The 23,310-nt window shown below is 67.8% G+C and carries 19 protein-coding genes; 13 read left to right on the top strand and 6 right to left on the bottom strand.

All coding sequences use genetic code 11. The features are described 5' to 3' along the window. The first annotated feature begins 86 nt into the window (after positions 1–86). Positions 87–524, top strand: coding sequence for a hypothetical protein (locus Q9R47_RS04360; RefSeq protein ID WP_311231984.1), 438 nt, complete (start codon positions 87–89; stop codon positions 522–524). On the opposite strand, the gene Q9R47_RS04355 is transcribed toward Q9R47_RS04360, so the two are convergent. Then, positions 521–823, bottom strand: coding sequence for a helix-turn-helix transcriptional regulator (locus Q9R47_RS04355; protein ID WP_311231983.1), 303 nt, complete (start codon positions 821–823; stop codon positions 521–523). The two genes, Q9R47_RS04360 and Q9R47_RS04355, sit on opposite strands and share 4 nt — an antisense overlap. Before the next feature lie 112 nt (positions 824–935). Here Q9R47_RS04355 and Q9R47_RS04350 point away from each other — a divergent pair, with 112 nt between their 5' ends. Next, positions 936–1,388 (top strand): HAD domain-containing protein, encoded by a 453-nt coding sequence (locus Q9R47_RS04350; RefSeq protein ID WP_311231982.1) that lies wholly within the window; start codon positions 936–938, stop codon positions 1,386–1,388. A gap of 152 nt (positions 1,389–1,540) precedes the next feature. Here the strand turns inward: Q9R47_RS04350 and Q9R47_RS04345 are convergent, their stop codons facing one another. Beyond that, positions 1,541–4,489, bottom strand: coding sequence for a Tn3 family transposase (locus Q9R47_RS04345; RefSeq protein ID WP_311231981.1), 2,949 nt, complete (start codon positions 4,487–4,489; stop codon positions 1,541–1,543). 111 nt (positions 4,490–4,600) lie between these two features. Here Q9R47_RS04345 and Q9R47_RS04340 point away from each other — a divergent pair, with 111 nt between their 5' ends. Genes Q9R47_RS04340 through Q9R47_RS04330 form a run of 3 tightly spaced genes read left to right on the top strand, consistent with a single transcriptional unit; the run spans position 4,601 to position 9,676 of the window. Then, positions 4,601–5,020: a hypothetical protein gene (locus Q9R47_RS04340; protein WP_311231980.1), complete on the top strand. Its 420-nt coding sequence runs from the start codon at positions 4,601–4,603 to the stop codon at positions 5,018–5,020. Further along, a complete protein-coding gene (locus Q9R47_RS04335; RefSeq protein WP_311231979.1) occupies positions 4,986–6,413 on the top strand; it encodes a DNA polymerase Y family protein in 1,428 nt (475 codons plus the stop codon). The genes Q9R47_RS04340 and Q9R47_RS04335 overlap by 35 nt, the downstream gene beginning before the upstream one ends. After that, positions 6,410–9,676: an error-prone DNA polymerase gene (locus Q9R47_RS04330; protein ID WP_404977091.1), complete on the top strand. Its 3,267-nt coding sequence runs from the start codon at positions 6,410–6,412 to the stop codon at positions 9,674–9,676. The genes Q9R47_RS04335 and Q9R47_RS04330 overlap by 4 nt, the downstream gene beginning before the upstream one ends. Before the next feature lie 92 nt (positions 9,677–9,768). On the opposite strand, the gene Q9R47_RS04325 is transcribed toward Q9R47_RS04330, so the two are convergent. Beyond that, on the bottom strand, positions 9,769–12,105 hold the full coding sequence (locus Q9R47_RS04325; protein ID WP_311231977.1) for an AsmA family protein: 2,337 nt from the start codon (positions 12,103–12,105) through the stop codon (positions 9,769–9,771). A gap of 266 nt (positions 12,106–12,371) precedes the next feature. Between Q9R47_RS04325 and Q9R47_RS04320 the strand changes: the two genes are divergently transcribed. After that, a complete protein-coding gene (locus tag Q9R47_RS04320) occupies positions 12,372–13,292 on the top strand; it encodes a pseudouridine synthase (protein WP_311231976.1) in 921 nt (306 codons plus the stop codon). A gap of 268 nt (positions 13,293–13,560) precedes the next feature. Then, positions 13,561–13,830, top strand: a complete 270-nt coding sequence (locus tag Q9R47_RS04315) for a hypothetical protein (protein ID WP_171445619.1) — start codon at positions 13,561–13,563, stop codon at positions 13,828–13,830. 247 nt (positions 13,831–14,077) lie between these two features. Here the strand turns inward: Q9R47_RS04315 and Q9R47_RS04310 are convergent, their stop codons facing one another. After that, the gene (locus Q9R47_RS04310) at positions 14,078–15,076 is read right to left on the bottom strand and encodes a DNA-binding protein (RefSeq protein ID WP_311231975.1); all 999 of its coding nucleotides are present in this window, start codon (positions 15,074–15,076) and stop codon (positions 14,078–14,080) included. Positions 15,077–15,202: 126 nt separating this feature from the next. Here Q9R47_RS04310 and Q9R47_RS04305 point away from each other — a divergent pair, with 126 nt between their 5' ends. Both Q9R47_RS04305 and Q9R47_RS04300 read left to right on the top strand, forming a co-directional pair. Further along, a complete protein-coding gene (locus tag Q9R47_RS04305; RefSeq protein ID WP_311232218.1) occupies positions 15,203–16,285 on the top strand; it encodes a tyrosine-type recombinase/integrase in 1,083 nt (360 codons plus the stop codon). A gap of 77 nt (positions 16,286–16,362) precedes the next feature. After that, complete coding sequence (locus Q9R47_RS04300; protein WP_311231974.1) at positions 16,363–17,016, top strand: phosphohydrolase; 654 nt, start codon at positions 16,363–16,365, stop codon at positions 17,014–17,016. Between the two features lie 147 nt (positions 17,017–17,163). On the opposite strand, the gene Q9R47_RS04295 is transcribed toward Q9R47_RS04300, so the two are convergent. After that, entirely contained in the window at positions 17,164–18,189 is a 1,026-nt protein-coding gene (locus Q9R47_RS04295; protein WP_311231973.1) for a methionine synthase, read from the bottom strand. A 29-nt stretch (positions 18,190–18,218) separates the two neighbouring features. Continuing rightward, positions 18,219–19,202, bottom strand: coding sequence for a DUF1852 domain-containing protein (locus Q9R47_RS04290; RefSeq protein ID WP_311231972.1), 984 nt, complete (start codon positions 19,200–19,202; stop codon positions 18,219–18,221). Between the two features lie 112 nt (positions 19,203–19,314). Here Q9R47_RS04290 and Q9R47_RS04285 point away from each other — a divergent pair, with 112 nt between their 5' ends. The 4 genes from Q9R47_RS04285 (at position 19,315) to Q9R47_RS04270 (ending at position 23,294) form a co-directional block, all read left to right on the top strand. Further along, positions 19,315–20,220 (top strand): LysR family transcriptional regulator, encoded by a 906-nt coding sequence (locus Q9R47_RS04285; protein ID WP_311231971.1) that lies wholly within the window; start codon positions 19,315–19,317, stop codon positions 20,218–20,220. An 87-nt stretch (positions 20,221–20,307) separates the two neighbouring features. Then, on the top strand, positions 20,308–21,120 hold the full coding sequence (locus Q9R47_RS04280) for an SDR family oxidoreductase (RefSeq protein ID WP_311231970.1): 813 nt from the start codon (positions 20,308–20,310) through the stop codon (positions 21,118–21,120). 70 nt (positions 21,121–21,190) lie between these two features. After that, positions 21,191–21,607 (top strand): lactoylglutathione lyase, encoded by a 417-nt coding sequence (gene gloA, locus Q9R47_RS04275; RefSeq protein ID WP_311231969.1) that lies wholly within the window; start codon positions 21,191–21,193, stop codon positions 21,605–21,607. A gap of 139 nt (positions 21,608–21,746) precedes the next feature. Beyond that, a complete protein-coding gene (locus Q9R47_RS04270) occupies positions 21,747–23,294 on the top strand; it encodes a Fic family protein (protein WP_311231968.1) in 1,548 nt (515 codons plus the stop codon). Positions 23,295–23,310: the final 16 nt, after the last annotated feature.

Raw genomic sequence — 23,310 nt, 5'->3', positions numbered from 1 at the left:
AACGCCATTCGCGCTCAGCTATCTTCGCGCCCCCACGGTCTCAGAAATGGGACCAATTAGTCTCATATTAACTTGGATGGCGAAGAATGCTACGTTTGGAAAAAGCGACACTCGGAAACTTTGGCGCAACAGACATGGTGCGTCTGATTCAGACACATGGATGGGAAGCAATCTTGCCGGACGCGCTCGATGAGAAGCACCTTCTGCTAGTGGCAGACCAGTTCAGAGACCTTCTGGCCGGTGTTGGATGGAATGGCGGTCATGACACCGCACGCGCGGCTTTACCGATCGCGCTCTTGCTTCTTTCCAAAGCGGGCGCCGAGCGGGTAGGTGACCAATTGGAGGTTGGTCTGGAAACCCTGCAGGCGGCACTGTGCTTTCTGAGCACTGCAGTTGATCGCGAGATCGTCAACCGGATGCTGGAGCGCCAGGATGCAACGCCTGTTGGATCCGGCGTGATGGAAGGCCTTGAAATGCTGGTCAAGGACGCCCGGGAGCATGCCGATTCGGCGTGCCATGCCTAGTCTGAAGCGATACTCTTGAAGTCAGCTTTGACGGCCTTGAGGATTTCGTTGACCGAGGCTGCGTCGAGGTTCGGGCAGTACGCAGCGGCGACCAGCGTCAACGGATGAAGCTGCATTTGCTCAGCCAACATTTCGATCGTGCGCACGCTGGGCACTTGATGGCCCTGTTCGATACGGCTGATGTGCCGCCGGCTTGTGGCCAGCAACATGTCTTCCTGAACCAAGCCGCGTGCCGCGCGCAATTGCTGCAGCGCCCGACCAAAGTCGGCTTGGGGTGGAACACGCTTTCGGGAGGACATTCATCCGATTTCCTCCCAAGGCGACCAAAAAGACCACGACTAACTAGTCTCATTGCGCCGGATTTTCTAGAGAAATTTCTGCCCGCAGGGAATGTGTTTCGTACTAACCACCATGCCCATCCTGTTTTTGGATATCGATGGCGTGCTGCATCCGGAGCACTGCCATGAATCAAAGCATTTCTGCTGTCTGCCCGTCCTTGAGGCGGCATTGAGAAACGTACCGGACTGCGATGTGGTGATCACCAGCACATGGCGTCTGCAAGAGCCAGTGCAGGCGCTCCAACGACGGTTCTCCTCGGACATAGCCGCACGAATCCTGGGGGCCACCCCAAACTACAGCGACCTCAAGAACGTGCCCAATACCCTGGTCGCCTACCAGCGAGAGGCGGAATGCCACGCCTGGCTTTGGGCCAACCAGGCGCAGCACCGGCCCTGGCTAGCGCTGGATGACAGGTCGTGGCTTTTTCGGCCATTTTGCAAATCGTTGTTGCTGACCAATGGCCGAACGGGCTTGGTGCTCGCAGATGGGCCGGGAATTTCCATGCGCCTTCGATCGCTGCTGTGACAGTGGCAACCTTACGCAGCCAACTTTCCGGTTTTGCACGAAAAAAATGAAATCGCGAAATGGTCGAGTGGGCTAAGTTATTGATTTGTATGGAGCAACTTTCCGATTCTGCAGAGAAAAAATAGAAATCGGAAATGAACACCTGTTGAGTGTTATCCAGTGCGAGCTCGTTTTGACGACGATGGGGCCCGCAGGAGCACGCTAGCGTAACGATCCACGCTGAAGCTCATGAGGCCTCGGAAATTGATGTGCCCGAAGTGCACAGGTCCAATTCGCCGCAGTACAGCGTCCTCGATGCGCTGGCCGCCAGCCTTCAGGCGATCCACGGTCTCTTGGAGCTTCATCGTGTTCCAGCAGATCACCATGTTCGTCAGTAAGGCGTGTGCGCCAGAGATGGATTTGAGTTCATCGCGGCGCCGGCCGCGCTCTGCTGTGATGCGGCCGTAGTAGATGGCGCGCTGAAGCTGATGTACGGATTCGCCCCGGTTGAGCAGCGTATGGATCTCTCGCCTGAAGGCATCGTTGGTAAAGTAGTCGCACAGAAAGACGGAGCGGAGCAAACGTCCATACTGGTCCAGGCAGCGGCGGACGTCATCCCCTGCAGCGGCGCTTCCGTGGCGCGCCAGCGCCCAGGCGACGCTGACCCGCCCGGACCGAATGGAGGCCATGAGGCGCATTGCCTGATCCCAACCCTCGCGAATGGCCTTTTCCGTGATCGAAGGAATGGCCACCTTTTCCAGCAACTCAGGCACTTTGATCGCGCGGGGCGTCCAGATCTTGCAGTCGGGCAAGCCAGCCAGTTGGGGGCACAAGTCAAACTTCAGCAGCTTGGCCACGCTCATGCCTGCGTATGTGTAGCCGTGGGTATCGACCGCAAGAAGGTCAACCTTGATGCGATCCTCGCCCTTGGAGTTGTATGCATCTATCCCGTGGACTGCCGGGGCATCCTGACGCGTCATCAACACGATGGGCTGGTCGAAGATCACCGGGTAGCTCCCCAGAATGTGGGTATAGATGCCTGCAGCTGCGGTCTTGCGGCGCGGATCGGTCCGGGCAATGGACAGGTGGCGCGTAGCATCCAGAGCCATCATGTCCGACGAGGCTTTGCTGCCGTCGCTCCAGAGATTCACGATGGGGAAGCGCTGCTGAAAAGCAACCACTTTGTCGTTGGCCTCCCGCAGGCGGCCTGGGGCCTCCAGCATTCGCATTGCAGCGGAGACATGGCTGACCGGAACACCAGGAATCATAGAAGCGGCCGCTTTGGCATCGATCTCGGTACCGTGCGCCAGCAAACCGGCATACAGGGCGACGAGCTCCTGCGCAGTCTCAGGCTGGCGGCCCAGTAGCGTGGTGCTGATCTGGGTGCGGCTGTCGATCTCCAGGATGATGTCCGGCAACTGTGTCGTGCCGATGGACTCGCTCAGGAACTGGTTCGTGCGGCGTAATTCCGGCTCCTCATCCATGGCACGGATTGCCGGCAGACGTACCGACCCGTCATCATCGATTTCGAGCAAGCCTTTCTCCAGGGCGACCTCCAAATCTGCCAGCCCGGCACGCAGCAGTTCGTATTGCAATTCCAGGGCCCTCTTGGGATCGAGCTCCAAACCATAGGCTTCGCAAAGAGCTTCCTTGTCCCGGGCCCACTCTTCCTGTGGGATCAATAGGCTCTCTTTGCTCTTGTAAGTGGCACTGTGGTTCACGTAAAGACTACCTCCCAGCAGGCCCTTGCGAATGCGAAGCAAGGCACAGCCTTCGAACGCACGCAGGGCTGCGGCCCGGTCAGGGACTTCCAGCAAGGGACGCCATTTGGAATCGACCAGGGAAGTGTCAAAGTCCACCGGTAGTTCCTTGGCGCCGCAAGCGTGCAGTGTCTGGAGTGCCGCCAGCAGCTTGCTATCTTGATGCGCTGGATCGGCCTGCAAGTCCAAACTGGTCATTCCGTTGAGAACATTTCGCACCCGTGAAGTCTGCTCGGTCAGGGTTTCCCGGACCACCTCGGCGTGACTAACCGGCGGGCGACCGAGCATGTCCTCTGCCAGTGTTGCAATCGCCGCGAGGCGCTCCTCTGCGCCCATGGTTTGATCGATCGCAATGTCCCTCATCGACTCAATCGAGCAGCGGTATTCGTAGGCGCGCTGTGCCTGTTTTGCCTGGACGCGTTTAGTGCCTGAGCGAACAATATCGCTGGTGTGCCGGTTATTGCGAAAGATCGCTTCATCGCTCAGTTCGCCAAGCAGATGCTTGAGGAAACACACGATCTCCACGGATCGGGTGTCGTCCGCTCGGCGTGCAGTTTCCGAAGGCGGGCGGTTAACCACAGCCTGAGCGAACGCGTGGATTCGTCCAATGGAGAGGCCGTCCAGGTCCCACAAGTGCACGCCAAGCGCCTTGAGAGCGTCAATCCGCGAATTGACCTCCTTGAGGCCCTTCACGCCGTGCTTGCCCGCCGACTGCTTGAGCCACTCAAGGACCGACATCCCAGGTGTTACGCTCTCCTCAAGCATGACTTTGAGGAGAGCGCGCAGGCGCACGGGGGTCACTGCCGCGCGGATAGTTGCGAGAGCCAACTCTTCGACGACGCGGTACGCTGATCGCGCCAGATCCTCCAAGTGACGCTTACCCGGCAGGACAATGCGGTTGTCAAAGAGCCATCTCTCGGCCGCGTTGAATAGTTCCTGCACTGACGTGGCATCGATGGCCTGCTGAGCAAGCGCTGCTTCCAGTCGGTTTTGGGCGTCCTCCCCATAGGCCGTGAAATCGAGTCGTTCTCGAACCCAGGCACGGTGGTTGGCGAGGGTACGTTCCGCGTTGAAGTAGATCGGTTTGAGCGACGCTATCGCGGTCGAATGAAGACCCAGCTGATCGCACAACAAATGCAGCATGGCCCGAGGCATGGCCAATTTGCTGTCGGGATTCCTGCCGGTGAGGGAGACAAAGGACAACTGCACAGCGAGCGCCAAGTGGTAGCGCCTGGCGTAGTTGCTGTCGCGGATCTCCTGCACAAGGCGGTCAGGAAGGCGGCAGTGCAGTTGCACGTCGTCGGCGTTCAGCGCCGATGGCAGTTTCTCGTAGCCGACAAATCTGTACCGGTAGCTCGACATCAGCGTCCCCCTCACGACTGATGAGACTATAGAACGCAGCTAAGTTGTTGTCGCTATGTGATTTTTTGCCTTGGCTTTCCGGTTCTACTGGGAAACCGAGATTACCCCGAGATGCTGCGGCGGCTGCAGCTGGCCGCGGCGCAGCGCCATGCGCTGCTCTGGGTGTTCCGCACCGAGGCGCGGCGCCAGCAGGCCTCGCCCGCGCCGCTGCGCCTCGCGGTGGGCGCGGCGGAGGAGGGCGGGGGCGCGCTGCAGGTCGATGTGATCAAGCGCCGCGGCGCCCCGGTGCTCTCCCCGGTCATGGTGCCGGCCTATGGGCCGGCCCTGGAATCCGCCCTGGCCGCATCGAGCCGCGCGAAGGCGCAGCGGCTCGCCGCATGGCGGCAATGGATGGCATCGCGCGCCGCGGCGCTGCGGCGTTCGCCCGCACTTTCCCCGCAGGCACCCGTCAGGCCGTCCAGGCCATCGACGGGCGATGCCGTTCCGGAGCCCGGCCATGCACTGGGTCGCACTGCCGTCGCTGCAGGCTGAGCTGCCGCCGGGCGTGCCCGAGGCGGCTGCCGGCTGGTGGGCGCTGCGCTTCACGCCCCGCGTAGCCTTGCTGGACGAGGCCGTGCTGCTGGAAGTGGCGGGCACCGAGCGCCTCTGGGGAGGGCGCGCGGCGCTGCGCGCCCTGCTGCGCGAGCACCAGTGCCGATCGCACGCCGGGCTGCGGCACGGCGCGGACGAAGCCTCGGCTCCGGATATGCCCGAAGGCGGCGATGCCCCCGCTCCGATGGCCGAAGCGCCGACGGCCCTGCAGGCCCTGGCGCTGCTGCGCCTGATGGCGGCCCGCCGCCCGCCGCCGCACCGCGTGCCGCACGGATTGCCGCTGGCCACGCTCTCCGCCCTGCGCCCGCATGCCGCCAGCCTGGAGCGCATGGGTTGCCGCACCTGGGCCGCCGTGCGCGCGCTGCCGCGCGACGGGGCCGCCCGGCGGTTCGGGGCCGAGCCGCTGCGGGCGCTCGACCAGGCCTGGGGCGACGCGCCCCATCCGCTGCCATGGCTGGCACTGCCCGAACGCTTCGAGATGCCGGCCGAACTGCCGGCGGTCGCCACTTCGGCCGAACAGCTCCTCTGGACGGCGGGACGGCTGCTCGGCGCGCTGCACGGCTGGCTGCAGGCGCGCCACCAGGGGGTGCTCGCGCTGCAGCTCGCGTGGCGCCACGACCTGCGCCGCCTCGACGGAGTGGAGCTGCCCCCCGAAGGCCAGCTCACGGTGCGCACGGCCGAGGCCACGCAGGACCTGCGCCACCTGCGCCGGCTGCTGGCCGAGCGCCTGGCACGCCAGCCGCTGGCGGCCCCCGTGAACCACCTCACGCTGCGCGCGACCGACACGGCCCCGCTGCCGCAGGGCACCGACAGCCTGCTACCGCCGGACGGCAACACCGATGGCGCGCAGGGAGAAAGCTGGCACCAGTGGGTAGAGCGGCTGTCCGCCCGCTGGGGGGCGGAACAGGTGCGCGTTCCAGTGCTGGAGGCCGACCACCGGCCCGAGCGCATGCAGCGCTGGGAGCCGGCCGCTGCGCAGGGCCCGAGGCACTCGCCGGAGCGGCGCAGGGGCGGCGCCAGTGGCCTCGCCTCCGCGCCAGCGCCGAACGAGGCCGCGGGCACGGCCGCCGATGCGGCCTTCTGGCCCGCCTGGCTCGTGCAGCCACCCCGGCCCCTGGCCCTGCAGGGCGACCGGCCCTGCCTGCACGGGCCGCTGCGCCTGCTGGCCGGGCCGCACCGCTTCGAAGGCGGCTGGTGGGAAAACCGTGCGGAGCGGCGCGAATACTTCGTGGCTTCCAATGCCGCCGTGGGCACGGTCTGGGTCTACCGGCAGTGGGAGGGTGAGCGCGCCACGGGGCATTTCCGGTGGTTCTGGCATGGGGTGTACGCATGAGCCGGGCCGCGCCGCCAGCGGACTCCCCCGTGCCACCAGGGCAGGGACATGGACCGGGGGCAGGGCACGGCGCGGCATCGGGCCTGCTGCCCGCGTACGCCGAGCTGCACTGCCTGAGCAATTTCAGCTTCCAGCGCGGCGCCTCGCATCCGGCCGAACTGGTCGAGCGCGCGGCCGAGCTGGGCTACGAGGCGCTGGCGCTCACCGACGAATGCTCCGTGGCCGGCGTGGTGCGCGCGCACACGGCGGCGCGCCAATGCGGCCTGCGCCTCATCGTGGGCAGCGAATTCGCCTGCGGCGACGTGCGGCTCGTGGCCCTCGCGCGCGACGAGGCCGGCTGGGGCAACCTGTGCGAATTCATCAGCGACGCGCGGCGCATCGCGCCCAAGGGGGAATACCGTGTCGGTGCCGGCAGCGATTTCTCGCGCCTGCGCGGCTGCGAGGTGCTGGTCGCTCCGCGCAAGGACCGGCTGTCCGCGCTGGACCCGGACGGCATCGAGGCCGCCCTGGCGCAGGCGTGCCGATGGCTGCGCGCGCAGGGCATCTCCCCCTGGCTGGCCGTGGAACTGCACACCGCGCCGGACGACGCCCTCTGGCTGCAGGCCCTGGAGCGCGCGGGCGCCGCCCTGCAGGCGCCCCTGGTGGCGGCCGGCGACGTACACATGCACGTGCTGCAGCGCAAACGCCTGCAGGACGTCATCACCGCCGTGCGCTGGGGCCGGCCCGTGGCCGAATGCGGCTTCGCGCTGCAGGCCCACGGCGAGCGCCGGCTGCGCGCACGCATGCACCTGGCCGCGCTCTATCCGCCCGACCTGCTCGCCGCCACGCTGGAGGTGGCCGGGCGCTGCACCTTCAGCCTCGACGAGATCCGCTACCGCTACCCGCTCGAAACCGTTCCGGCCGGCATGACGCCGGGCGGTGCCCTGGCGGCCTACACCGAGGCCGGCGCCCGCGAGCGCTATCCGCAGGGCGTGCCCGACGCCGTGCGCGCGCAGATCGCCAGGGAGCTCGACCTCATCGCCGAATGCCGCTACGAGATGTACTTCCTCACCGTGCACGACATCGTGCGCGAGGCGCGCCGGCTCGGCATCCTCTGCCAGGGGCGGGGGTCGGCCGCCAATTCGGCGGTGTGCTTCTGCCTGGGCATCACGGCGGTCGATCCGACCAAGACGCAACTGCTGTTCGAGCGCTTCATCAGCAGGGAGCGCGACGAGCCGCCCGACATCGACGTGGATTTCGAGCACGACCGGCGCGAGGAGGTCATCCAGTACATCTACCGGAAATACGGCCGCGAGCGTGCCGCCATCGCCGCCGTGGTCATCTGCTACCGCACGCGCAGCGCGCTGCGCGACGTGGGCAAGGCGCTGGGCGTGGCGCCGGCCGTCGTCGACGCCTTCGCCAAGGACCACCACTGGTTCGACGAGGAGATCGCCGCCGAGCGCCTGCAGGAACTTGCCGCCGGGCTGGGCGCGCCGATCGCGCCGCACACGGCCGCGCTCTGGCTGGAGCTGGCCGACGACCTGCGCGGCTTCCCGCGCCACCTGAGCCAGCACGTGGGCGGATTCGTGCTCACCGAGGGCAAGCTCACGCGCATCGTGCCCGTGGAGCCCGCGAGCATGGACGGGCGCTCCATCATCCAGTGGGACAAGGACGATCTGGACGACATGCACCTCATGAAGGTGGACGTGCTGGCCTTGGGCATGCTGAGCGCCCTGCGCCGCGCGCTCGACCTGCGGGCGGCCCTGCGCGGCCAGGTGTGGGGCCTGGCCGACATCCCACGCGAGGACGCCGCCACCTACGAGATGATCTGCGCAGCCGACACCGTGGGCGTGTTCCAGATCGAGAGCCGCGCGCAGATGAGCATGCTGCCGCGCCTGCGGCCCCGCGAACTCTACGATCTCGTGGTGGAGGTGGCGATCGTGCGGCCGGGGCCGATACAGGGGGGGATGGTGCATCCCTACCTGCAGGCGCGGGAGCGGCAGCTGCGAAAGGAGCCTCTGTTGCTGGAGCACGACGACCTGCACGACGCGCTCGCACGCACGCTGGGGGTGCCGATCTTCCAGGAGCAGGTCATGCAGATCGCCATGATCGCGGCGGATTTCACGCCCGGCATGGCCGACGACCTGCGCCGCTCCATGGCCGCATGGAAGCGGCGCGGCGGCGTGCACCGCTTCGAGCAGGCACTGATGGAAGGCATGCGCAAGAACGGGTATTCGGAGGAATTCTCCCAGCGCATCTACCAGCAGATGCTGGGCTTCGGCGAATACGGCTTCCCCGAGAGCCATGCCTACAGCTTCGCGCTGCTGGCCTATGCGAGCAGCTGGTTCAAGTGCCATGAGCCGGCCTGCTTCCTGGTGGCCCTGCTCAATTCGCAGCCCATGGGCTTCTACACCCCCTCGCAGCTGGTGCAGGACGCGCGGCGCCACGGCCTGCGCGTGCTGCCGGCCGACGCCGTGCACAGCGGCTGGGACAGCACGCTCGAAGGGCCTGATGAACCCTTGCCGGGCGTGCAGGAGGCGCAACCCGCCGTGCGCCTGGGCCTGCACCTGGTCGCGGGCTTCGGGGAGGCGGCGGCGCAGCGGCTCGCGCAGGCGCGCGCCGCGCGCCCGTTCGCCGACGTGCAGGACCTCGCCCTGCGCGCGCGGCTGGACCGGCAGGACCTGCAGGCGCTGGCGGCGGCCGATGCGCTGCGCTCCCTGGCGGGGCACCGGCGCCAGCAGATGTGGGAGGCGGCCGCGCAGCGCCGGGCGCCCGAGCTGCTGCAGGACGCCCCCGTGCACGAGGCGCCGCTGGCGCTGCCGGAGGCGCCCGAGGGCGAGGAGATCGTCTTCGACTATGCCGCCACCGGGCTCACGCTGCGCCGCCACCCGATGGCGCTGCTGCGCGAACGCATGGAGCGCTGGCGCATCCTGAGCGCCCAGGCGCTGCAGGCCGTGCCGCACGGCCGGCGCGTGCGCGCCTGCGGCCTCGTCACCGTGCGCCAGCGGCCGGGCTCGGCCAAGGGCACGATGTTCGTCACGCTGGAGGACGAGACCGGGCCCGTGAACGTGATCGTCTGGCCTTCGCTCGTCGAGACCTGGCGCAACCCGCTCCTGCGTTCGCGCCTGCTGGCCGTGGAGGGCACCTGGCAGTGCCACCGCCCCGACGGCGCCGGCCCCGGGGCCGCGGTGGTGCGGCACCTGGTGCTGCAGCGCTGCAGGGACCTGACCCCGATGCTGGGCCGGCTGGCCCCGGCGCTGGAGGGCAGCCGGGATTTCCACTGAGAGCGGCTCACACGACCCTTCTGATGCGGTCCCTCGCCAGAACCGCTTCGCCAGGGCGTGTGGGCCGCTTTCATCGGGGCGGACGGCCCCCCTCAGCGCGCGGCCGAGGCCGGGCGGCGCCGTTCCTCGGCGGGCGCCGGCTTGGGCGCGGCCCCGGCCTTGCCGGCCTTTACGTCGCGGTTCGCATTCGCGAGCAGGGCGGCGCAGTTCTCGTCGTCCTCGGCGGCCGGCACGGTGACGGGTACCAGCGCCAGCGCCGCCGGCGCCACGACGGCAGCCGCCACGGCGGCGCCCGCGCGCAGCAGCAGCGGGCCCGCTTCCAGGCCGACCTTCGGGTCCGAGAAATTGCCCTTCACGTAGAGCGGCGTGCGCAGCGAGAAGAACTTCCACTTCAGCGATTCGGGCTTGATGTAGAGGTCCATGTATTCGCGGCCCAGGTCGATCGTGCCCATGGCCTCCACCACGGCCTCTTCGGTGTTGAGCTTCACCGAGCGGGTCTGCGCGATCCCGTCCTTGATGCCGAAATCCGCCACGGCGCAGCGCAGCTGCACTTCCTTGTTCTCGCCGAACAGCTTGGCCACCACTACGCTGCCCACGTTGAGCGCCGCCAGGTCCAGCATCTGCTTGCTGAAGCGGCCGTCGCGGATGTACACGCGCGCCTCGCCGTTGCTCGTGCCCAGCATCTTCGCTATCGAATTGCCGGTGCCGTTCACGGCCATGGCGCCGTCCAGCCGGCCGAAGCTCTTTTCCATCAGCTCGACCTTGGGGAAGAGGGCCGACAGGCGCAGCCCGTCCACGCTGCCGCGCAGCTGGGCCTTGAGCGGGCCCTCGCGGCCGTCGAGCACCACGGTGGAATCGATCTTGCCCTGCGCCACGCCGAAGCGCAGCGGCGACAGGGTGAGCTGGGCGTTCTCCATGCGGGCATGCACGTCGAGGTTTTCGATCGGCAGGCTTTCGTCGCGCACGATGCGCTCGCCCTTGAACTTCAGGTCCAGGTCCATCGCGTTCCAGCGGTCGGTGGCGAAGGCGGCGTCGGGCAGCACCTTGCCGGCGCGCTTCGACGTGCCTTTTTCCTGCGGCCGCTCGCCGGACGGCGCGCCCACCACCGGGCCCAGATCGGCCAGGCGCAGCTGCTTCGATGCCATCTCGCCCGTGAGGCGCGGGCGGGGTTCGGCGGAGGTGTAGGTGAGCTGGCCACGCAGGTCGCTCTGCCCCACGTTCCCCGTGAAGTCGCGGTAGTCCCACACGGCACGGCCCGGCTCCAGGCTGCCCACCAGGTGGCCCTTGGTGCGGAAGGGTGGCGTGTTGGGCAGCACGATGCCCGTCAGCGGATAGAGATCGGCCATGCTCTCGGCCTGCAGCAGCACCTGCATGTCCAGGCCCGAGAACGATGCAGGGTTGGACAGCGTGCCCTCCACCTCGGCGCGCACCGTGCCCGCCCGGGCCTTGAACTGCAGCGGGTACTGCACTTCCTTCTGCCGCAGCGAGAGCACGTGGCCCGCCTGCCCGCTGCCCTCGATGCGCGCCTTGGCGTAGCGGCCGCGCACGTCGAAGCGCAGGCCGTACGGCCCCGGGCTTTCCTGGGTGGAGAGATTCGCCACGAAGGCCAGATCCTTCATCGCATCGGCCAGCGCCACGCGGCCTTCCTTCACGGACACGCGGCCCACGTCCACCGTCCAGGGGTTCGGGCTCGGCTCGCCGTCGGCCGCGGGCCGGTCGAACGTCCAGTTGTTGCTGCCGTCCGCGCGGCGGGCCAGGGCCACGTCGGGCGACTCGACCGCCAGCGTGCCGATGGACACGTGCCGCACCAGGAGCGGCAGCAGCTTGAGCGATGCGCTTGCGCGGCCCACCGACGCCATGGCCGGAGGCGTGGCGCCGGCGGGCTGCGAGCCGTCCGCCACGGCGGGGGCGCTCGCGCCCGACGACGCGGCCGCTGCCGGCCCGGACGCGGGCGAGGAAGCAGGCGCGGACGCGGGCGACGATGCGGCCGAGGCCGGGGATGCCGCATCCGAAGCGGCGGCGCGCTTTTCCACCACGCGCGCATCGGCGTTGGCGGACTCCATGCCCACCGCTCCATAGCGGCCGAAGTCCGGGCGGTTGCCCAGCACCAGCCGCTCCGCCTGCACCGTCAGCCCGGGCACCCAGCGGCGCCAGCCGGTCTCCATGTCCACCGGCTGCGGCCAGTGCCAGCGGGCCGACAGATCGCCTGCGATCTCGAAGTGGCGTCCGGTGGCGGCGCTCACGCGCTCGTTGATCCAGGGCTTGGCGCGGTTCCAGTCGAACGTGAGCAGGATGACGAGGGCGATTAGCAGCAGGGCCACCAGCGTTCCCAACACGCCGAGCACCCAGGTCATGGCCCGGCCCCGCTGGCCGCGCGCAGCGGGGGATCGGGGCCGGTGGAGAGGATGGGAAGGAAGGGAAGGGCGCATGGCGATGGGCGTGTAGTGGAGTCCCTGGAGGAAAATGCCGGCCTGCCGCCCCCAGGGTTTCTTGGTATGTACGTCTGCACGGCGGGCAGCTGTGCGGCCAATGCTAGTGCGAGGACCGCGCCGGCCACGACGGCTGGCAGCGCATGCGGCACGCGCTCTTGTCCTACAACGCGACCATTGCATGCGCCCAAGCCACCCACCCACGGTTGCGTTATCGGGTGCGGGCCCGATCGGTGCTGGCGGCGCGGCTCCTAGAATGCGCGCCCATGCACAACCCCAACGATCCCCGCGTGCTGCCCGTCCGCGCGGGCGTGAGTCCCAGTTGCGTGGTCACGTCCAGCCAGGGAGACGGCCTGCTCATCGACTTCCTGGCCGGCCGGCTACCGGTGGTGGACCGGGCCGGGTGGCAGGCGCGGATGGAGCGCGGCGAAGTGGTGGACGAGCACGCCCGCCCCGTCACGCCCGACCGGCCCTTCGTGCGGGGCCTGCGCATCTACTACTACCGGGAAATCGAGGACGAGGCCTGCATCCCCTTCGAGGAATCCGTGCTCTACCAGGACGAGCACCTGGTGGTGGCCGACAAGCCGCACTTCCTGCCCGTGGTGCCCACCGGGCGCTACCTGCAGCACACGCTGCTCGTGCGGCTCAAGCGCCGGCTCGGCCTGGAGGAGCTGTCGCCCATGCACCGCATCGACCGCGACACGGCCGGCCTCGTGCTGTTCTCTGTGCAGCGCGCCACGCGCGGCCGCTACCAGGCGCTGTTCCGCGACCGCATGGTGGACAAGACCTACGAAGCCGTCGCCCCCTGGCGCCCGGAGCTGCCTTTCCCGATGGAGCGCGCCAGCCGCATCGAAGAGAGCCCGCAGTTCTTCCGCATGCACGAGGTGCCCGGCGAGCCCAACAGCCTCACGCGCATCGACGTGCTGGAGACGGCAGGCGCCTGGGCGCATTACCGGCTCTCGCCCGTGACGGGCAAGCGCCACCAGCTGCGCGTGCACATGGACGCCCTGGGCCTGCCGCTGCGGGGCGATGCCTTCTATCCCGAAGTGAACGATCCGCCGGAAGGCGACTTTTCCCGGCCTCTGCAACTGCTGGCCCGCGCGATCGCGTTCACCGACCCGGTCACCGGCGGCGAGCGCCGGTTCGAAAGCCGGCGGCACCTGGAGTGGCCGGTCGGCGAGGGCTGACCGGCAGCTCCTTTCACTGAACCGGACGGCGGCCTCGGTAGGACGAACCAGGGGCCGGGCCGGAGCGCATGCGAAGGAAGAGGGCGGGGCGAAGGGGCGCATCCGGTGCTCCAGGCAATGGAAGCCGCGGCAGGGAGCACGCACGCCGGGGGCGCATCGGCGGCATTCCTTCGCACCTGCAGGCCTCGCTTCGTGCCGGCCGCCCACGTCCGGCCGGAGCGGGACTCCAATCACCCGGTCTCCACTTTTGTATCCAAGGACAACAATAATGCTCAACCGAGTGAATGCCCATCTCACCGTTTCCACCGCACGGCGCGAGGAAACCGAAGACGCCCCGGCCACGCCGAAAACGCGCAACCTCAACGAAATCTACGCGTCGACCACCGAACTGCCCACGCGCGAATCCACGGGCGCCTCCGGCATGCAGCAGCTGCGCACCAGCCTGCCGTCCAACGCGTACCAGGCCGCGGAGAAGCAGGACCCGCGCGCCGCACAAGCCGCGCAGAACCTCCTGCAGCTGCAGAACTGGAAGCGCTGATGCACTGAAGACCTCGATGACAGGGACGGGCCTCCGAACCCGCAGCGACACCGCCGGCGCATGAACGCCGGCGCATACCGGATGGCCGGCATTCCAGATGCCGGCCGTTTTTGGTGGATCTTCCTGTCAAGCGCTTCAGATGTAATTTGACATAATATACATCGTATCTAGTAGATGATGCACGGTGGCCCAGAGGCCGGCCGGCCTTTGGGAACGGAGCCAGCATACCCGCCAGCACCGCACCGTCTCACCCCTTGGGCTTCCTGACCCTCGCCGGCCCCGCAAGCTGCTTCTTCCTGGGACCGGCAGGCAGCCGCTCCCGCAACTCACTGAGCATGGCCAGCACCTCGCCGCTGCGGTCGTCGAGCTTCGACCGCAGGCGCTCGGCCTCGCCGCGAGCGGATTGCAGTTCCTGCGCCAGGCCGGCGTGGGCGGCCTGCAGCGTGCCGAGCTGCGCCTCGACATCCCGCGCCCGGTCCTGGGCGTCGGCGAGCGCCTTGGCGGATTTCCTCTGGTCGCTCTCTATCTGCGATGCCAGCCGCCGGGCCTCCTGGCGGGCCCGGTCGACCTCGGCGTGGAGGCGCCGCTCCTGGGCCTGGGCGCGTTCTTCAAGGCGGGTACGTTCGGCCTGGTGGTCGGCCTCCCGGGCTTCCTGGCGTTTGCGATCGGCGTCCGCCGCCTTGCGCAGCTGCGCGTTCTCGGAGCGGGCCGCGGCCAGTTGCTGCTGGCAGGCCAGAAGCTGTTGCTGCAGTTCCTGGACCTGGCGTGCCGCTTCGGCGATCTGGGCGTCGCGGGCCTGGAGGACGACCGCGTAGGCCTCGCCGCGGTCGTCGAGCCGCTGCCGTTCCTGCGCCAGTGCCTCCTGGGCCCGGCGCAGGGCCTCGGCCTGCGCCTCCAGTTCGGACCGGGATCGGGCGAGCCGGGCCGTGGCGGCCTCATCGGCATGCTGCAGCGCCCGGCCCCACAGGGTTTTCGCCGCGCGCAGCACCGGCGCAGGCACGGCGGGCTGCCCGTCGGCACCGTCATCTGCAGGGTGTGCCGGATCTACCGGGGCCTGCAGTCGCCGGGCCAGCGTGGCATACCACCCATCCAGCATCGGTCCCACGGTGTTGGGCGACCCCCTGCCCAGCTGCTGCCGCACGCGCTCGATGGTCGGCCGCTCGCCGAGCCCGAGCACCGTGTCCGCCGCCGCCCAGACCTCTTCCATCTGCACGCCGCGCGGCCCTCTCAGCATCCTGGATTGCATCACCCTCTCCCCTTCCATAAATTACTCACGATAAGAGGTTCTTATCGAGGCTAACGTGACATATGATGTATAAAACAATACATTGTATGTATGAAAATATTCAAATCGAACGGTGCGCGCCCGCCGATGCGCTTGCCGCCGCCGGGAAACGTTCCCGCGCTGCAGCCGGAAATGCTGTCGGACGCCACGGCCCAGGCCGTCGAGGAGCTGATGCGCGAAGGCGAATCGGCGAATACGCTCGCGAGCTACCGCTCCGCCCTGCGGTACTGGGCCGCCTGGTTCAATCTGCGCTACGGGCAGCCGATCGCCCTCCCGGTGCCCCCGGCCGTGGTGCTCCAATTCATCGTGGACCACGCCCAGCGCAGCACGGGCGAAGGGCTGGCCCACGAGCTGCCGCCCGCGATCGACGAGGTGCTGGTGAAGGCGGGGTTCAAGGGCAAGCCGGGCCCCATGGCCCTCAATACCCTGGTCCACCGGATCGCGGTGCTCTCCAAAACCCACCAGCTCAAGGAGGCGGAGAACCCCTGCCAGGACGCGAAGGTGCGCGAGCTGTTGACCAAGACCCGCCGGGCCTATGGCAAGCGCGGCGACCTGCCCAGGAAAAAGGACGCGCTGACGAAAGACCCGCTGATGGCCATGCTGGAAACCTGCGATCTGGCGACGCCCAAGGGCCTGCGCGACCGGGCCCTGCTGCTGTTCGCGTTCGCCAGCGGCGGCCGGCGGCGTTCGGAGGTCGCCGGCGCCGACATGAAGCACCTGCGGCGCCATGGGCCGTCGTCGTTCACCTTCATGCTGGCCCATTCCAAGACCAACCAGCATGCGGCGGACCGCCCGGAGAACTACAAACCCATCGAAGGGCTGGCCGGAGAAGCCCTGCATGCCTGGCTCGAGGCCGCGCGCATCACCGAGGGGCCGGTCTTCCGGCGGGTGCTGAAAGGCGGCAGGCTGGCCGGCGCGCTGTCCCCGGCGGCCGTGCGCGACATCGTCAAGGAGCGCGCCCTGGCCGCCGGGCTGCCTGACGACTACTCCGCGCATTCGCTGCGCTCGGGGTTCGTCACCGAGGCGGCATCCCAGAACGTGCCGCTGGCCGACACGATGGCCATGACCGGCCACCGCAGCGTGGCGACCGTGATGGGTTACTTCCGGTCCACCGGCGCGAGCCAGGCGGCGAACCTGCTCGATCCCAAGGCGCCGCCCACGCGCTCCTGAAGCATGCCGGGAGAACGCGGCGCTGCCGCTGCCCGCCGTGCCCGGCGGACGGTGCCGCGTCCCTGCACAATCCCGGGATGACTTCAGGCTCCCCGCTCCCCCGCGCCTGGATGCGCCTGCCTTCCGGCGCGCACCTCGACCTGATCGATCCGGACCCCGCAGCGTGGACCGACACGGATCTGGCGGTGCGGCTGTCGCGCACCGCGCGCTGGGGCGGCGAATCGGCCTGGCCGCTGCCGCTCTCGGTCGCCCAGCACTCGCTGCTGGTGCTGGAATTGCGGCGGGCGGCCGCCCCCGCGCCGCTCAGCGCCGAAGAAGAGCTGCAGGAGATCCTGCACGACGCGGAAGAAGGCTTTCTCGGGTTCGACTGCATCTCGCCGCTGAAGGCGGTGCTGGGCGGGCCCTTCCGCGCGGTGGCGGACCGGCTCATGCAGGCGGTCGCAGAGCGCTACGGATTGCCGGGCTGGACTCCAGAGGCCCACCGGCTGCACAAGGCGGCTGATCTGGCCGCGGCCGCCAGCGAGGCCGTGCACTGCGTGGGCTGGACGCACGATGAGGTGCGCGGCATACTGCGCATCGACGCGCCCGTGATGGGCTCCGATCCGCTGGCGGCCCGGTACGGCGGCACACCCTGGGAACCCTGGCCTCTCGGCGTGGCGGCCGAGCGATTCCATGCAGCGCTGCAGGATGCGCTGGCCCGCCGCGATGCACAGAGCGCAAGCGTCTGTTGAGAAAATCCGACGGCGTTGAGGCCTGTGGGTAGCGGGACCGCACGCCCTCTTCCACTGCCCCGGCGCTCCCCCGCCCTGCCCCGCACCCTGTCTTGACGGCAGGGCGCCACCCGCCTTCGAGCCCGATGCAGCGATGGCCCGCTGGCATCACGCCGCGGCGAGCCGCTCCTTCGCCAGCCGCGTGCCTTCCGCCAGCGCCTGCAGCTTGCGCCATGCCACGTCGCGGCCCATCGGCGCCAGGCCGCAGTTGGTGCATGGGAACAACCGCTCCTTCGGCACGAACGCGAGGGCCCGCGCAATGGTGTCGGCCACCTCCTCCGGCGTCTCGACCACGTCGCTCGCCACGTCGATCACGCCGACCATCACGTCCTTGCCGGCCAGCAGCCGCATCAGGTCGGGCGGCACGTGCGAGTGAATGCATTCCAGGCTCACCTGGTCGATGCGGCTTTTGGCCAGCGCGGGAAACACCGTCTCGTACTGGCGCCATTCCTCGCCCAGGGTTTTCTTCCAGTCGGTATTCGCCTGGATGCCGTAGCCGTAGCAGATGTGCACCGCCGTCGTGCAGGTCAGGCCCTGCGCAGCGCGCTCCAGTGCCTGCACGCCCCAGTCGGCGGCATCCTTCATGTAGACGTTGAAGGCGGGCTCGTCGAACTGGATGATGTCCACGCCGTCGGCCTGCAGCGCCAGTGCTTCCTGGTTGAGCAGTTCCGCGAAGGCGAAGGCCATTTTCACCTTGTCACCGTAGAAGCGGTCCGCCACCGTGTCGACGATGGTCATCGGGCCCGGCAGGGTGAACTTCAGCTTTTTCTTCGTATGGGCACGCGCCAGCTGGGCCTCGAAGGCATGCACGCGGCCCTTCAACCGCAGCGCGGACACCACCTGCGGCACCATCGCGTCGTAGCGGTTGTCGCGGATGCCCATCTTCACCTTGTGCTCGAAGTCGATGCCCTCGACCTGTTCCAGGAAACCATGCACGAAATGCTGGCGCGATTGCTCGCCGTCGCACACGATGTCCAGGCCCGCGTCTTCCTGGGCCTTGATCCACAGCAGGGTCGCGTCGGCCTGGGCCTGCCGCAGCGCCTCGCCTTCGGCACGCCACTGGGGCCAGAGCTTGTGGGTTTCGGCGAGCCAGGCGGGTTTGGGCAGGCTGCCGGCGATGGAGGTTTCGAACATGGGAGGGTTTCCTTTTGTAGTGAGAAGCATCAGGCCGCGCAGCCAGCGGCCCACCGCTGCAGCACATGCCCGTAGGGCTTGATGAAGTGCTCTTCCGCGAATCTGCCCTGCGCTGCGGCCAGCTGGCTGCGCTCTTCCCGGTCGTAGACGATCTGCGTCACCGAGTAGTCCTGGTTCTTCAGGCTCGGCCGGTAGAGCGGGCCGGCCGCGGAGTTGGCGTTGTAGATCTCGGGGCGGTAGATCTTCTGGAAGGTCTCCATCGTGCTGACGGTGCCGATCAGCTCCAGGTTCGTGTAGTCGTTCAGCAGGTCGCCGTGGAAGTAGAAGGCCAGCGGGGCCACGCCGCCCCGCGGCATGAAGAAGCGCACCTGCATGCCCATCTTGGCGAAATACTGGTCGGTCGAGGACGGCTCGTTCTGCTGGTACTCCACCCCCAGCACGGGGTGCCGGTTGCCGGTGCGCCGATAGGTCTTGCTGGTCGCCGCGCTGATGCAGATGACCGGCGGCTTGCTGAAATGCCGCCGGTAGGCCTCGGACTGGATGAACTGCTTGAAGAGCTTTCCGTGCAAATCGCCGAAATCCTGGGGAACGCCGAACTCCGCCCGGCCGGCGTTGTAGCCGGGCAGCAGCACGCTGAAGTCGTAATCGCGGACGTACGAGGAGAAATTGTTGCCCGCGATGCCCTCGATGCGTTGCCCCGTCGCCTTGTCGAGGATGCAGGTCTTCAGGATCTCGATGAGCGGGAACGTGTGGCTGCCCGCCTCGGCGCCGAGGTGCATTTCGACGGAGACGATCCCCAGTTCGACCGCATAGCGGTCTCCCGACGGGTTGTCCCAATGCGCCAGGTCGTTGAAGCGGTGGTCGATCATCCGCAGCGTGTTGCGCAGGTTCTGCTGCCGGTTCGCGCCCCGCGCGAGGTTGGCGAAGTTGGTGGTGATGCGTGTGCCTTCGGCTGGACGGTAGTTTTCGTCGAAGCCCACCGTCTTCACCGTGAAACCCCATGGTTCGTTCATTCCATTCACCTTCTTTCATTCTTCCGGGCTGTCGATGGGAACGGATGCTAGGGTTCGGAATCGATGAAGTAAAATGGTTTTATCTCAACGATTCATGAATGGAATTCATTGAATGCTGGAACGCATCCACCTCCAGATCGTTCAGCAGGTCGAACAGCAGGGGTCTTTGACCGCCGCCGCGGGCGTGCTCCATCTCACGCAGTCGGCCCTGAGCCACAGCATGAAGAAGCTGGAACAGCAGCTGGGTACCGACGTGTGGTTGCGCGAGGGCCGCAGCCTGCGGCTGACGCAGGCGGGCCAGTACCTGCTCGCGGTGGCGAACCGCGTGCTGCCGCAACTGCATCTCGCCGAAGAGCGCCTGGGCCAGTTCGCCCAGGGGGAGCGTGGCGCGCTGCGCATCGGGATGGAATGCCACCCCTGCTACCAGTGGCTGCTGAAGGTGGTGTCGCCCTATCTGGCGGCCTGGCCGGACGTGGATGTGGACGTGAAGCAGAAATTCCAGTTCGGCGGCATCGGGGCGCTGTTCGGCTACGAGATCGACCTGCTGGTCACGCCGGACCCGCTGTTCAAGCCGGGCCTGGCGTTCGAGCCGGTGTTCGACTACGAGCAGGTGCTCGTCGTGGCCCGGGGGCACGCCCTCGCATCGGTCCCGTACGTGAAGCCGCAGCAACTCACCCGGGAGGTGCTCATCAGCTATCCCGTCGACATCGAGCGCCTGGACATCTACAACCAGTTCCTGCTGCCGGCCGGCGTCACACCGCGGCGCCACAAGACCATCGAGACCACCGACATCATGCTGCAGATGGTGGCCAGCGGCCGCGGCGTGGCCGCCCTGCCCCGCTGGCTGGTCGAGGAATACGCGGCCCGGATGGACGTGGTGCCCGTCCGGCTGGGCGCGCGCGGTATCGCCAAGCAGATCTTCCTGGGGGCGCGCGAGGCGGATGCCGCCATCGACTACCTGCGGGCCTTCGTGGACATGGCCCGCGGCACCGGGATGGCGGCGCACGCACCGGATTGAAGCGCCGGGGTGAAGCGCGGCACCATCGCGCCCCGGCATGCGAGCCCCCTGTACATGCCGGGCCGCCGGCGCCGCTACCATCGGGGCATGTCCCTGCCCTCCTCTTCCACTTCCCCGTCCCTGTCCGGCACCTCCGTCCATTTCGGCCATGCCGACCGTGTCTGCATCGTCACCGGCGGCGCCCAGGGCATCGGCGAGGCCTGCGCCCGCCGCTTCGCCCGCGAGGGTGCGCGCGTGGTGGTCGCCGACGTGGACGACGCGCGCGGCAACGCGCTGGCCGCGGAGCTGCCGCAGGCGCTCTACGTGCGCTGCGACGTCGGCGACAAGGCCCAGGTGGACGCATTGGTGGCGCAGGTGCTGCAGGTGCATGGCCGCATCGACGTGCTGGTGAACAACGCGGGCATCTTCCGCGCGGCGGATTTCCTCGACATCACCGAGGACGACTTCGACGCCGTGCTGCGCGTGAACCTCAAGGGCGCGTTCCTGATGGGCCAGGCGGCGGCACGCGCGATGGCCACGGCGGGCCGGGGCGCGATCGTGAACATGAGCTCGGTGAACGGCGTGCTCACCATTCCCACCATCGCGAGCTACAACGTGAGCAAGGGCGGCATCAACCAGCTCACGCGCGTGATGGCGCTGTCGCTGGCGGACCGCGGCGTGCGCGTGAACGCGGTCGCGCCGGGCACCATCGCCACCGAGCTCGCGGCCAAGGCCGTGCTCACGAGCGACGACGCCCGCGCCCGCATCCTGGGCCGCACGCCCATGAAGCGCTTGGGCGAGCCCGCCGAGGTGGCCGACGTGGTCGCCTGGCTCGCGAGCGACGCGGCCAGCTACGTGACCGGCGAGATCGTGGTCGTGGATGGCGGGCGGATGACGCTCAACTACACCGTGCCCGTCTAGGGCCGTCCATGCGCCCTTCCGGCGTCGTTGCTGCACACGGGTTTTCGATGTGCCGGCACAATCGGAGCCCATGAGATTCCTCCACACGATGCTGCGCGTCGGCAACCTCCAGCGCTCGATTGATTTCTACACCAACGTGCTCGGCATGCAACTGCTGCGCACGTCCGAGAACCCCGAGTACAAGTACTCGCTGGCGTTCCTGGGCTTCGACGGCGGCAACCCGGGCCAGGCCGAGATCGAACTCACCTACAACTGGGGCACCGAGAGCTACGACATGGGCACGGCCTACGGCCACATCGCCCTCGGCGTGCCGGACGCCCATGCGGCCTGCGAGAAGATCAAGGCCGCCGGCGGCAACGTGACGCGCGAGGCTGGTCCGGTCAAGGGCGGCACGACGGTGATCGCGTTCGTGACGGACCCGGATGGCTACAAGATCGAGCTGATCGAACGCAAGAACGACGTGGGGTCGGGCACCGGCCTGCGCTGATGGTGGGTGCGGATCGCGTCGCTGGGGCCCGGTCAGGGACAGCCGCATGTCTGGTTTAATCGAAATCTTGACGGTTCAGTCAAATTTAATCAACATGCAGGCCATTTAATCGTTTTTGGGCCCCGCCCCAGTTTCTTAAGTGCCTGAATGGATCGGTTACCGCTGGCTGGCCGAGCAATACGGGGTCGACGCCGTCCAGGCATTTCGCACGGACAGTGCCATCGGCAAGTCGCGTGCGACCGTCCGCGAAAACGGCTACGTCCATGAACAATATCCCCCCACCGCCCGCCCTGCGGCTTCCCTGGCGGGGCACCTGACCTTCGCCCTCAAACACGAGGGCGTTCACCTGGAATTTCTCGCACGGTTGTTCGATGCCGCCCCGGCCGCCGAACTGGAGGCCTGGGTAGGCGCCGAGCCCACAGGACAGTATGCCCGCCGCGCCGGCTTCTTCTACGAGTACCTCACGGGGCGGATGCTCGATTTCCCGGGCGTCGCGGCCGGCAACTATGTGACCGCGCTCGACGAAGAGCGCTACCTCACCTCCTTTCGATCGGCCAACAACCAACGGTGGCGGGTGCGCGACAACCTTCCCGGCTCGCGCAGCTTCTGCCCCATGGTGTTGCGCACACCCGCCGTCCGGCAGGCCGAGCTTTACGCGTTCGCAGAACATCTGGCCGCCCTCGAGACGGAATTCGGTGCAGACATCCTGCAACGCAGCGCCGTCTGGCTCACCATCAAGGAAAGCCGCGCCAGCTTTGCAATCGAGCACGAGGAGCAGCATGTCGACCGCGTGCGGCGCTTCGCCGCCGCGATGGAGCGCTGGTGCGGCCGGCACGAGGACCCCTTGTCGGAGGCGTCGTTGAGCGAATTGCAGGCAGAGATCCTGGGGCCGCGCGCCACGCGCTACGGCGTGAGGCGCTCACCGGTGTTCGTCGGCGAGGTGGACGGGTTCCACGAGGTCGTCCACTACATCGCGCCGCACTGGGACGATGCGCCGCAGTTGCTGTCAGGTCTGCGCGACTGTGCCGAGCGGACCGTCGGCGGATCCGCTCTGGTCCGTGCCGCGGTCTTGTCATTCGGCTTCGTCTACATCCACCCCATGTCGGACGGCAACGGCCGCATTTCGCGCTTCCTGGTCAACGACGTGCTGCGGCGGGATGGCGCCGTGCCCGAGCCTTTCATTCTGCCCGTGTCAGCGACCATCACCAGTTCGGTGGTCAAGCGCCGCGGCTACGACCAGGTGCTGGAGCTTTTCTCGCTGCCGCTCATGCGCCGCTACGCCGACGCCTGGCGTTTCGGGCCGGAGCACCAGGCCGAGGACGGGGTGCGCTACAACCTGCAATTCGACGGCTACGCGGACGCATTGAACGCGTGGCGTTACCCCGACCTCACAGACCACGTCGAATACATCGCCGATATCGTGCGCGTGACCATCGAGCAGGAGATGCGCAAGGAAGCGGGCTACCTGCGCAGCCTTCGGCTTGCGCGCGAGCGTGTGAAGCAGGTGATCGAAGGGCCAGACAGCGACATTGACCGCATCATCCGCTCGGTGCGGGACAACGGCGGCCAAGTCTCGGGCAAGCTGGTGAAGGAGTTCCCCGCGTTGGCCGACGAAGCCACCGCGGCCGAACTCGCCGATGCACTGCAGGGCGTCTTCCAATCCGCACCGGCGGAGGGCGCGCCATGAAATGTCGAACGGCGGT

This window comes from Acidovorax sp. PRC11 (assembly GCF_031844105.1).
Taxonomy (GTDB): Bacteria; Pseudomonadota; Gammaproteobacteria; order Burkholderiales; family Burkholderiaceae_C; genus Paracidovorax.
Note: the sequence above shows the minus strand (reverse complement) of the source record. Positions and strands in the feature narration are given on the sequence as shown.